Raw genomic sequence first — 11165 nt, forward strand, 5'->3', positions numbered from 1 at the left:
ACTTCGACCCCGCGACCTACCTGGAGTGCGCCGTCGCGGGCAGCCTCGGCGGCTGGGACGCCGCCGACGGCGCCCGCGTCCCGCTGCCCACCGGCCCCGGGGAGCCGCCCGCCCGCTCCTACGTCCGCACGATCACCACGATGACCTGGGACGACCTGGCGCGCATCGCGGTGTGCGGCCAGGTGTACGAGTAGCCGGATCCGTCGGTCCCCCGTGGTAGGACTGGGGGCATGAGCGACAGGCCGGTCGAGTTCAGCGACCGGGGCGGCTGGTGGATGGCGCGGGCGCGGCCCCATTTCGCGCTGCGCCCGCTCCTGCGCTCCTACGACGGGTACTGGGAGCAGATCACCCTCCCGACCCGGGTGCGCACCGTGCCCACCCGGGCCTGCGTCGTCATCATCAACCTGGGGCCGCCGCTTTTCCAGACGGTCCCCGGCTCGGACCGCGGCCGCGAGTACGGGTCGTTCGTCGCCGGGATGTACGACGGGCACGGCATGTACATCAGCCCGGGCGGGCAGCGCGGCATCCAGCTCGACGTGACCCCGCTCGGCGCCTACACGCTGTTCGGCGTCCCGATGGCCCGCCTGACCAACATCGCCGTCGACCTGCCCGACCTGCTCGGCGGCGGCGCGCGCACGCTCGTCGGGCGGCTCGCCGACGCCGCGTCGTGGGGTGAGCGGTTCGACGTCCTCGACGCCTTCCTGCTGCGCCGCCTGGACGCCGGTCCCGTCCCCGACCCGGAGGTGGCCCGGGCGTGGCGGCTTCTGAACGGCGACCCCGCGGCGACCGTCGCCGGCATCGCCGCCGACGTCGGCTGGAGCCGCAAGCACCTGACGAACCGGTTCCGCGAGCAGGCGGGGCTGCCTCCCAAGGTGATGGGGCGGGTCCTGCGCTTCCAGCGCGCCGTCGATCTGCTGACCGGCGGCGCCGGGTTCGCGGACGCCGCGGCCGCCGCCGGCTACTACGACCAGGCCCATCTCAACCGCGACTTCCGCGCCCTGTCGGGCTGCACTCCCGGTGAGCTGATCGGCGGGCAGCTGGAACAGCAGGCCGCCGCCCTCGCCGAGCCCGCCTGACGCGCCCGTCGGACCGCTCGCCCTGGGCGGCTACCCCGGACGCGCGTCCCCGCCGTACTCGGCGGCGATCGCCTCGAAGACGTCCATGTCGGCGTCGAACGGTGTGCCGGGACGCGGCCAGTGCAGCGCGATCTCGGTGATGCCGAGTTCGGCGTAGGCTCCGGCGAGGTCGGCGAACGCGCCGGCCGACGCCAGCCACGGCTCGCCGCTGAACCCCGTCATCAGGATGCGGTCGGCGATCTCGCGGCCCTCGGCCTCGCACGCCGCGTCGAGCGCCGCGAGGCGGGAGCGGACGACGTCCTGGGGCGCCCTGCCCTCGGCGTGGCCGCCGGTCACCCATCCGGCGCCGTGCCTGGCGGCGACCCGCATGCCCCGCGGCCCGTCCGCGGCGATCACGAACGGCACGCGGGGGCGCTGCACGCAGCCCGGCTCCTGGACGACCTCCCGGGCGGTGTAGTACGTCCCCTCGAAACTCGTCTCGGGCCCGCGCAGCAGCAGGTCGAGCAGCTCGACCCACTCGGCGAAGCGGGAGGCGCGCTCGCCGGGCGTCCAGTCGTCCCCGCCGAGGACGCCGGCGTCGGAGGCGCGCCGCGTGCCGCCCGCCCCGATGCCGACCGTCACCCGACCGCCGCTCACGTGGTCGATCGTCTTGATCGCGTGCGCGGTGGGGACGGGATGCCGGAAGTTGGGCGAGGTGACCAGCGTGCCGATCCGCACCCGGGAGGTGACCGCGGCGGCCGCCGCGAGCGTCGTGTAGGCGTCGTACCAGGGCGTCGCGCCGCGCCACGCGATGTGGTCGTACACCCAGGCGTGCCGGAACCCGAGATCCTCGGCGCGCCGCCACAGCTCCCCGGCCTCCGGCCACGACCGCATCGGCCACAGCACGGTGCCGATCCTCGGTGTTGTCACCGGTGACTCCGTTCTCGTCCGCACGCGCCGGGACCTCCCCGGCGCGGATCACGGCATCCAATAGATCACGAACGGGCCAGCGCGAGCCAGCGGCGCAGGGCCCACCACCAGTGCGCGGCGCGGGACACCGCCGCCCCGGCGGACGGGTCCAGCAGCGGGCGCCCGGTGATCTCCTGGATGCGCCGGATCCGGTACTTGACGGTGTTGCCGTGGACGTGCAGCGCGGCGGCCGTCGGCTCGATCCGCCCGCCGTGGTCGAGGTAGGCGAGCGCGGTCTCGGCCAGTTCGACGTGGAACGGGTCGTCCGGGTCGAGACCGCCCGGCAGCGCGGCGGCGAGCAGCCCGCCGAGCTCCGGCTCGCCCTCCGTCGCGGTGAGCAGCGCCAGGTCGGCGAGCTCCCGCAGCCCCGTCAGCCCCGCCGCGGCTCCCGCCCGCAGCGCGCGGCGCCCCAGCGCGTACATCGGCGCGATCGCGGCGGGAGGCATGGGCGGCGCGGCCACCAGCAGCGGGCAGGCGCGCGGAGGCTCCGGGAGCCGCGCGACCAGCGCGGCGAGCCGCCCGTCGACGAGCCCGCACAGCCCCGGCCCGGCCGCGAGCAGCTCGGGCTCCAGCCGCGCCGCCACCGCCGGGTCGCTGACGTCGGACACCACGCAGTGGTAGGCGCCCGACGGGGCGAGCGGGGCCAGCACCGGCACGGACTCGCCGTGCAGCAGCTGGCGCAGCATCTGCACGCGGCCCTCCCGCACCGTCCGGGCCATCTCCAGCTCCGCGATCCGGTGGGCGTGCACCATCCGGTGGACGAGCGCGGTGGTGATCTCGTCGATGCGGGTGACGCCGTCGAGGAGGACCGCGTCGGGCACGCCCGTCCGGCGGCCCTCGGCGATGAGCGTCCGGACGAGATGGGCGCGGGCCGCCTGGAAGCCGTCCAGGAACGCCGCGACCGGCACCCCCTGCCGCGCCCGGTCCGAGCCGAGCCGCTCCGCCGCGGCCAGGACGTCCTCCCCGGGCCCCTCGCCGCGCACGGCGTCGAGCACGCCCGCCATGAGCGCGCGGGTGTGGCGCCGGGTCTCCTCCTCGGGCAGCGCGGCCACCATCTCCGACCTGCTGCGGGCGGCGCGGACGGTCGCCTCGACCACCACCGGGTCTCCGGTGTGCTCGATCAGCAACCGCAGGAAACGCTCCCCCGCGCCGGCCTTCATCCCCCCATTCTGCGCCCTCGTTGTCCCCGTCGGACAACCCCCCGCGCGGCGATTGGGCGGCCACGGTCTAGCACGCTCGCGGGACGGTGGTGTTCAGTGGTCCAAACGACCCTGAGGAGAACGCCGATGTCCGACGAAGACGAGTTCCTGGAGAAGCTGCCGACCGACCTGATCTTCCGGCTGCCGCCCTCGTTCGACGACGTCGCCGACGAGCGCCGGCACCGCAAGGAGCGCCTGACCGCCGCGCTGCGCATCTTCGGCAAGTTCGGCTTCGAGGAGGGCGTCGCCGGGCACATCACCGCCCGCGACCCCGAGCGCACCGACCACTTCTGGGTCAACCCGTTCGGCATGTCGTTCAAGCACATCAAGGTCAGCGACCTCATCCTGGTGAACCACCAGGGGCAGGTCGTCGAGGGCCGCTACCCGGTCAACGAGGCCGCGTTCGCGATCCACTCCCAGGTGCACCAGGCCCGGCCCGGCGTCGTGGCCGCCGCGCACAGCCACTCCACGTACGGGCGGGCGCTGTCCGCGCTCGGCCAGAAGCTGGAGCCGATCACGCAGGACGTCTGCGCGTTCTACGAGGACCACGGCCTGTTCGACGACTACACCGGCGTCGTCACCGACCTGGAGGAGGGCAAGCGCATCGCCGCCGCCCTCGGCGAGGCCAAGGCCGTGATCCTGCGCAACCACGGCCTGCTCACCGTCGGCGACACCGTGGACGCCGCCGCGTGGTGGTTCATCACCATGGAGCGCTCGTGCCAGGTGCAGCTGCTCGCCAAGGCCGCCGGGCCGGTGGTCCCGATCGAGCACGACAACGCCGTTTTGACCCACGGCCAGATCGGCAACGACCTGGTCGGCTGGATCAACTACCAGCCGCTCTACGACCAGATCACCCGCGAGCAGCCCGACCTGTTCGAGTAGGCCGCCCGAGGGTTCCGAGGCCGCTACCCGCCGGGGGCGGCGGCGCCGGCGGCCTCGGTGAGCGGCAGGAGCACCTGGAACCGCGTATCGCCGGGCAGCGACGACCCGACACGGATGTCGCCGCCGTGCCGGCCGGCGACGATGCGCCACGAGATGTCGAGGCCGAGGCCGGTGCCCTGCCCGACGGGCTTGGTGGTGAAGAACGGCGTGAAGATCCGGCCGAGGTCCTCCTCGGGGATGCCCGTTCCGGTGTCCCCGATCTCCACGAGTGCGTGGTCGTTCTCGCGGGCGGTCCGGACGGTGAGGGTGCCGGCCCCCTGCATCGCCTGAAGCGCGTTCACGATCAGGTTCGTCCACACCTGGTTCAGCTCGGCCGCGTAGACCGGGACGTGCGGCAGGGCCGGGTCGTAGTCGGTCTTCACCGTCACCTCGGGCCCGATCTTGCGCTTGAGCATGGTGAGCGTGCTGTCGAGGAGCTCGCGCAGATCGGTCCGCAGGTAGGCGGCCCGGTCGAGCTGGGAGTACTGGCGGGCGGAGTCGAGCAGGGCGGTGATGCGGCCCGTCGCCTCGGAGATCTCCGCCTGGAGCTGGGCGACCTCCATCATCTCGGCGAGCCAGCGCACCGCCGTCGGCAGGTGGTCGCCCGCCGCCCGCGCGACCTGCTCGGCCTCCCCGGTCCCGACGCCCGCGGCGACGAGGCCGGGGGCGAGGTCCCAGCCGTCGGCGACGCCGTGCTCCTCCAGCCAGTCGCCCAGTTCGTCCTCGGCGTCGCTGACCTCCAGCGGGCTCCTCCGGGTCCCGGGGACGGCGACCGCCGGCCGCAGCGACACCAGCGCGCTCAGGCGCGTGCAGTCGACGCCCTCGGCCGCGAGGTCGGCCAGGCTCCGCTGCGCGGCGAGCAGCCGGTCGCCGAGTTCGGCGGAGGCCCGCGCGGCCGCCGCGGCCGGGTTGTTCAGCTCGTGGGTGAGGCCCGCGGTGATCGTGCCGAGGGCGGTGAGCCGCTCGACCTGGTCGACGATCCGCCGGCCGTTGGTCATCCCGAAGAAGACGCCCTCCAGCAGGTGCGCGGCCATCGGGAACCACTGGCGGACGGCCTTGGCGAACTTGCGGGCCGGGAGCGCGAACATGCGGGCGGGGGCCGTCGCCCGCAGCGTGTGCTGGTACGTCTGCTCGATCTTGTCGCCCAGGTACGCCTGGACGGCGCCGCCGTAGGTGCCGGGACGCGACGTCCGGGTCACCTCGACGATGTGGTCTCGGACGTTCTGGGTCATCACGATCTCGCCGTCCAGCAGCACGTACAGGAACTCGGCCGGCGCGCCCTGCGCGCAGATCACGCCGTCCTCGGGATGCTCCTCGACCGCCCCGTGCGCCGACAGCCAGCCGAGCTGCTCGTCGTCGAGGTTCTCGAAGAGGAACAGCGTGCGCAGGTCCTCCGGTGACGCGCTGATCACGCCTGCTCCAGGTAGCGGTGGACGAGGGCGACGGCCATCGCCCCGTCGCCGACCGCGGAGGCGACGCGCTTCATCGACTCCGAGCGGACGTCGCCCGCGGCGAACACGCCGGGGACGCTGGTCTCCAGGTGGTAGGGCTGGCGGGCGAGCGGCCACCCGGCGGGGCGGCGGCCCCCGGAGACGAGGTCGGGGCCGGTGAGCACGTAGCCGCGGGCATCGCGCTCGACGAACCCGTCGAGCCAGCCGGTGCCCGGCTCGGCGCCGATGAACACGAACAGCCAGTGCGCGTCGACCGTCTTCTTGCCGCCCGGCCACGCGAACGTGACCCGCTCCAGCCGGTCCGCGCCCTCCGCCGCGCAGACGGTCTTGCCGGCGTGCACCTCGATGTTGGGCGTCTCGGCGATCTGCTCGACCAGGTAGTGCGACATCGACCTCTCCAGCCGGTCCGCCCGGACGACGATGTGCACCTTCCTGGCGTACCGGGCGAGGTACACGGCGGCCTGCCCGGCGGAGTTGGCGCCGCCGACGACGGCGACCTCCTCGCCCGCGCAGGACGGGGCCTCGGTGAGCGCGGCGCCGTAGAACACGCCGCGCCCGACGAAGTCGTCGCATCCCTCGGCGCCGAGGCGCCGGTAGGAGACGCCCGAGGCGAGGATGACCGCGTGCGCGGCGATCTCCGTGCCGTCCGCCAGCCGCGCCACCCGGGCCGTGCCGCGCGCCTCCAGGGCGGTGACCTCGCCCGCCTGGAGCAGCTCGGCGCCGAACCGGCCCGCCTGCAGGCGGGCGCGCTCGGCGAGCTGCGCCCCGCTCACCCCGTCCGGGAAGCCGAGGTAGTTCTCGATGCGAGAGCTCTGCCCGGCCTGGCCGCCCAGGGCGCGCCGCTCCACCACGACCGTCTTCAGGCCCTCGGACGCGCCGTACACGGCCGCGCCGAGCCCCGACGGCCCGCCGCCGACGACGATCAGGTCGTAGAACCCGGTGGACGGGGTGCTGGACAGCCCGATCGCGGACGCCAGCTCGGCGTCGGACGGCGCGGACAGCGCCGTCCCGTCCGCGGTCACGATCAGCGGGAGCTCCGGCGACCCGGCCGCCGCGACCAGCTCGGCGCCCTCCGGCTCGTCGTCCATCAGCCAGGTGTAGGGCGCCTGGTGGCGGGAGAGGAAGTCGCGGACCTGGTAGCAGCGCGCCGACCAGCGGTGCCCGACGACCCGCAGCTGCCCCGGCGGGCGGCGGTCGGTGCGCGCCCACGCGTCGAGCTGGGCGTCGATCACCGGGTAGAACTTCTCCTCCGGCGGGTCCCACGGCTTCAGCAGGTAGTAGTCCAGGTCGACGTCGTTGATCGCGCGGATGGCGGCGTCGGTCTCGGCGTAGGCGGTGAGCAGGACCCGCCGCGCGGACGGGTACAGGTCCATGGCGTGCTCCAGGAACTCCACGCCGTCCATCTCGGGCATCCGGTGGTCGGCGAGCAGCACGGCGGTGTCCTCGCCGCGCAGCCGCAGCCCGCCCAGCGCGTCCAGGGCCTCCCGGCCGGACTCGGCGCGGACGATCCGGTACGACCCGGCGTACCTGCGGCGCAGGTCCCGGGCCACCGCCCGGGACACGCCCGGGTCGTCGTCGACCGTCAGCAGCACTGGCTTCGGCAACGGGTCTCCCTCGTTCCGGCGTTCCTGCCGCACAGACTACGCGGCCCCGGCGGCTCCGCCGCGCCCGGCCGCGGCCCCGGCGCGGGGCGCCGCCGCGCCATCGGTCATCATCGGGGGCATGGACCTGCGTGTAGTGCTGATCGGATACGGCACCGGCGGCTCGGTGTTCCACGCCCCGCTGATCTCGTCGGTGCCGGGGATGCGGCTGGCCGCGGTCGTCACCGGGAACCCCGGGCGGCAGGAGGCCGTCCGGGAGCGCTACCCGGAGGCGGAGGTGTTCGACAGCGCCGACCGCCTCTGGAGCGCCCCGGAGGGCTACGACCTGGTGGTGGTCACCGCGCCGAACCGGCAGCACGTGCCGCTGGCCAGGACGGCGCTGACCTCGGGCGTCCCGGTCGTGGTGGACAAGCCGGTCGCGGCCTCGGCGGCCGACGCCCGCTCGCTGGCGGCGCTGAGCGCCGTCCGGGGGCTCCCCGTGTTCCCGTTCCACAACCGGCGCTGGGACGGCGACCACCAGACCGTCTCCCGGCTGGTCGGCTCCGGCGCCCTGGGCGACGTCCTGCGGTTCGAGTCGCGGTTCGAGCGTTGGCGTCCCGAGGTCAGGCGCACCTGGAAGGAGAGCACGGACCCGCGCGACGCGGGCGGGATCCTGTTCGACCTCGGCTCCCACCTCATCGACCAGGCGGTGACGCTGTTCGGCCGCCCGCGGCACGTCTACGCCGAGATCGACACGCGCCGCCGCGGCGCGGACACCCCCGACGACGCGTTCGTGGCCCTGGCGCATCCGGGCGGCACCCGCTCCCACCTGTGGATGAGCGCGACGGCCGCGCAGCTCGGCCCCCGCTTCCGCGTGCTCGGCAGCCGCGCGTCCTACACGGTCTCCGGGATGGACGGCCAAGAGGAGCAGCTCCACGCCGGCCTGACCCCCAGGGACCCGGGCTACGGCATCGCGCCGCCGGAGTCCCACGGCGTGCTCGGCACCCCCGGCAAGTCCGACCCCGAGCCGACCGCCCCGGGTGCCTACCACGAGTTCTACGCGGGCGTACTCCGCACCCTCCGCGACGGCGCGCCCCCACCGGTGACGCTCGCCGACGCGATCAACGGCCTGGAGGTCATCGAGGCCGCGATGCGCTCGGCCCGCGACACCGCCGTCGTCCCGCTCGACGACCGGCGGCCCGGGGATCAGTAGCGCAGGTCGGCGAGCACGCCGTAGTGGTCGGACGGGACGACGCCGTCCACGGGCCGGTCGCCGACCACCTCGCAGTGGACGGGATGCCCGGCCCCGCCGGAGCGCGGCCAGGCCGAGAAGACGTAGTCGATCCGGCGGTCGGGCCACAGCACGGGCCTCGTCCAGTGGTTCCGCCGGCTCCAGGTGTGCCCGGGGGTGCCGTCGCCCGCCGTCTCCCAGGCGTCGTAGAAGACCACGCCGGGCGCGGCGACGGCGGCGCGGCCGGTGAGCATGCGGATCTCGTCGGAGGCCGGGTCCGCGTTGAAGTCCCCGCACACCACGACCGGCGCGTCGCGTCCCGCCGCCTGGCGGACGAAGCCGCCGAGCGTGCGGACCTGCTCCTGGCGCTGCGCACTGTGGCCGAGCCTCCACCCGAGGGCCGCGCCGAAGACGTGCAGCGGCCCGCGGGGGCCGTCCGCCCTGGCGTGCACCGCGAGGCCGGAGTCGGGGCCGTGCTCGTGCTCGTGCTCGTAGCCGAGCCACTGCCGCCCCACCTGGCCGAGGGGCCAGCGGGACAGCAGGGCGATCCCGGAGAGGCCGCCCGGACCGGCGTCCGACGGGATGCCGCGGAACACGGTGTGCGGCAGGCCGAGCGGCTCGCCGACCCGGCGGGCCTGCGACTCCTCCTCGTCCTCCCACGCCTCGACCAGGACGACGACGTCCGGCGCGGCGTCCCGGAGGGTCGCGATGATCGCCTGCTCCCGCTCGCGCCAGGGTCCGTACCGGTCCCAGACGTTCCAGGACGCGACGCGGACCGTGGTCTCGATCGGCGGGCCGTACGGCTGCTCGATGTCATAGGCCATGCCGCGAGCGTCCCAGTGCGCGCGGCGGACCGCCAGGAACCGGGCCGTGGATCAGAGGACCGACACGTGGACGTGGTCGAAGTGGTTCGCGGTGATGCTGCCGCGGTCCTCCATCGAGTCCCAGCCTCCGCCGCCGCGGAAGTCGTAGATGCGCTGCTTCCAGATGATGTACTTCAGGCCCAGCCTGGACGCGTTGCTGATCAGGTACTGGGAGACGTTGTCGCCGTGCGCCTGCGCCGAGGCGCTCGGCATGGAGCCGCCGGTGCTCTCCATGAAGTCGCAGGCCGTCCCCGAGCCGTGGTCCAGGGGGTCGCCGGGCCGCGCGCACCCGATCGACGGGAACGGGCCGAACTTGTTGTCGACCTCCACGAGGACGGTGCGCATGCGCGCGGTCATCGAGTTGCCGACGATCGGCGACTTGGTGCCGCTCGCCCCGTCGGGGCGGCCGCCGCCACCGGTCGGAGCCTGGGTGCGGGTGACCTCGGGCTTGTACTTGGCGAGCAGCTTCTTCACGCGCTTGCGCTGGCTCTCCAGCTCCTTGATCTCCTTCTCGACCGCGTCCAGCTTCTTGGCCGCGGTCTCCTTCGACTTCTCCGCCTTGGCGTCGAGCGTCTTCAGGTTCGCCAGGCTCCGGGCGTTGTTGCGGCTGATGTGCTCCATGACGGCGGCGTCGCGGACGGCGGCGCCCAGATCGTCCGCGGAGATCAGCGGGGCCGTGTCGAGGGCGCCGGTCATGTACGCCGTCGAGGCGAGGCGGACGACGGTCGAGCGGGTGTCCTCGTACTCCCGGTCGACGCGGGCAGCCTCCGCGGCGGCCCGCTCGGCGGCCTTCTTCGCCTCCTCCAGGGAGACGAGTTCGCCGCGGTACTCCTTCGACAGCTTCTCCGACTGCGCCTTCAGCTTGGCGTACTTCTTCTTCAGGTCCGCCGGCTCCTGCGGGAGGCTCGCGGCGCTCCCGGACGCGGGGGGCAGCGCCACCGTGACGCCCGCCGCGAGGGCGAGCGCCGCCAGGCGCCGCGCGGTTCGGCGCCCGGCCGACGCGCGGGCCGTCCTGCCGGGGGGATCGAGGGCCGCCACAGATCACTCCTAGATAACAAAGCTCAAGATTGGCGGCACGTTACCACAATCGCCCATTTAGCCTCAGACGCTTCAAAAAACACATAGAGTCACCCGGAAACTACCGGAACCCGCACGCCGAGGGCCGGGCCGCCGTGTGGCGGCCCGGCCCCCGCGCGCCGCGCCGGGAAGTGCCCCGGCGCCCCCCGTCACAGCCCGACGAGCTCCTCCCAGCGCGGGACCCGCGGCCGGGAGAGCAGCCGCAGGCCCGCCTCGGCGACCGTCCGGTCCCCCTTGCGGTTGTTGCACCTGCCGCACGCCAGGACGGTGTTCTCCCAGGTGTTCCCGCCGCCGCGCGACTGCGGGTGGACGTGGTCGATGGTGTTGCCGCGCTTGCCGCAGTAGCAGCAGCTGCCCCGGTCGCGCAGGTACACGCCGCGCTTGCTCCACGGCGGGCGCCTGCCGTGCCTCCAGCGCATCGCGACGTAGCGGACGAGCCGCAGGACCCGCGGCACCGGGAAACGGCCGAAGGTCCGCCCCTCCTCCGCCTCCTCGACGACCGCCACCTCGCGTACCAGCATGCGGATGGCATGCCGCAGGTCCACCCTTTGTAAGGGCTCGTACGACGCGTTCAGGACGAGCACGTTCATCGGTCACCTCCCCACCCTCGTGCCGCTCCCCCGCCAGGATTCGAACCTGGATATCCGCATTAACAGCGCGGCGTTCTGCCGTTGAACCACAAGGGAATACTCCGGCAATTCTGGAGGCTCCCGGGCATTCCCGGAAGCCTCCATAAGCGTGCCGACACGGCGGTGACGGAGCAACGTATTTTCGAGTCCGGGACCCGCCCCGGGCGGTTCCGCGGGCGGACGGGGAGGA

The 11165-nt window shown here is 74.0% G+C and carries 10 protein-coding genes, 1 tRNA gene and 1 pseudogene; 4 read left to right on the forward strand and 8 right to left on the reverse strand.

All coding sequences use genetic code 11. From position 1 onward, the window contains the following. Both E1281_RS30910 and E1281_RS30915 read left to right on the forward strand, forming a co-directional pair. Window positions 1-194, forward strand: a pseudogene (locus tag E1281_RS30910) (hypothetical protein); the annotation flags it as partial. 36 nt (window positions 195-230) lie between these two features. Next, a complete protein-coding gene (locus E1281_RS30915) occupies window positions 231-1076 on the forward strand; it encodes a helix-turn-helix domain-containing protein (protein WP_207943585.1) in 846 nt (281 codons plus the stop codon). Between the two features lie 30 nt (window positions 1077-1106). On the opposite strand, the gene E1281_RS30920 is transcribed toward E1281_RS30915, so the two are convergent. Together E1281_RS30920 and E1281_RS30925 are read right to left on the reverse strand one after the other, a co-directional pair. Beyond that, window positions 1107-1985, reverse strand: coding sequence for an LLM class flavin-dependent oxidoreductase (locus tag E1281_RS30920; RefSeq protein ID WP_207943586.1), 879 nt, complete (start codon window positions 1983-1985; stop codon window positions 1107-1109). A 65-nt stretch (window positions 1986-2050) separates the two neighbouring features. After that, window positions 2051-3184: a helix-turn-helix domain-containing protein gene (locus E1281_RS30925; protein ID WP_131883253.1), complete on the reverse strand. Its 1134-nt coding sequence runs from the start codon at window positions 3182-3184 to the stop codon at window positions 2051-2053. A 126-nt stretch (window positions 3185-3310) separates the two neighbouring features. Here E1281_RS30925 and E1281_RS30930 point away from each other — a divergent pair, with 126 nt between their 5' ends. Continuing rightward, window positions 3311-4105, forward strand: coding sequence for a class II aldolase/adducin family protein (locus E1281_RS30930; protein ID WP_207943587.1), 795 nt, complete (start codon window positions 3311-3313; stop codon window positions 4103-4105). A gap of 23 nt (window positions 4106-4128) precedes the next feature. Here the strand turns inward: E1281_RS30930 and E1281_RS30935 are convergent, their stop codons facing one another. Continuing rightward, window positions 4129-5556, reverse strand: a complete 1428-nt coding sequence (locus tag E1281_RS30935; RefSeq protein WP_131883254.1) for an ATP-binding protein — start codon at window positions 5554-5556, stop codon at window positions 4129-4131. Then, entirely contained in the window at window positions 5553-7199 is a 1647-nt protein-coding gene (locus E1281_RS30940) for an FAD-dependent oxidoreductase (RefSeq protein WP_131883255.1), read from the reverse strand. The genes E1281_RS30935 and E1281_RS30940 overlap by 4 nt, the downstream gene beginning before the upstream one ends. 118 nt (window positions 7200-7317) lie before the next feature. Between E1281_RS30940 and E1281_RS30945 the strand changes: the two genes are divergently transcribed. Continuing rightward, window positions 7318-8388 (forward strand): Gfo/Idh/MocA family oxidoreductase, encoded by a 1071-nt coding sequence (locus tag E1281_RS30945; RefSeq protein WP_131883256.1) that lies wholly within the window; start codon window positions 7318-7320, stop codon window positions 8386-8388. Here the strand turns inward: E1281_RS30945 and E1281_RS30950 are convergent. From E1281_RS30950 to E1281_RS30965, 4 genes are all read right to left on the reverse strand, one after another. Continuing rightward, complete coding sequence (locus E1281_RS30950; protein WP_131883257.1) at window positions 8382-9230, reverse strand: endonuclease/exonuclease/phosphatase family protein; 849 nt, start codon at window positions 9228-9230, stop codon at window positions 8382-8384. The two genes, E1281_RS30945 and E1281_RS30950, sit on opposite strands and share 7 nt — an antisense overlap. A gap of 51 nt (window positions 9231-9281) precedes the next feature. Next, on the reverse strand, window positions 9282-10307 hold the full coding sequence (locus E1281_RS30955) for a hypothetical protein (RefSeq protein WP_243717612.1): 1026 nt from the start codon (window positions 10305-10307) through the stop codon (window positions 9282-9284). Window positions 10308-10495: 188 nt separating this feature from the next. Next, window positions 10496-10936 (reverse strand): HNH endonuclease, encoded by a 441-nt coding sequence (locus E1281_RS30960; protein WP_131883258.1) that lies wholly within the window; start codon window positions 10934-10936, stop codon window positions 10496-10498. A 25-nt stretch (window positions 10937-10961) separates the two neighbouring features. Beyond that, window positions 10962-11032 (reverse strand) — tRNA-Asn (locus E1281_RS30965). Window positions 11033-11165: the final 133 nt, after the last annotated feature.

The sequence above is a fragment of the Actinomadura sp. KC345 genome (genome assembly GCF_004348515.1).
Lineage (GTDB): Bacteria > Actinomycetota > Actinomycetes > Streptosporangiales > Streptosporangiaceae > Spirillospora.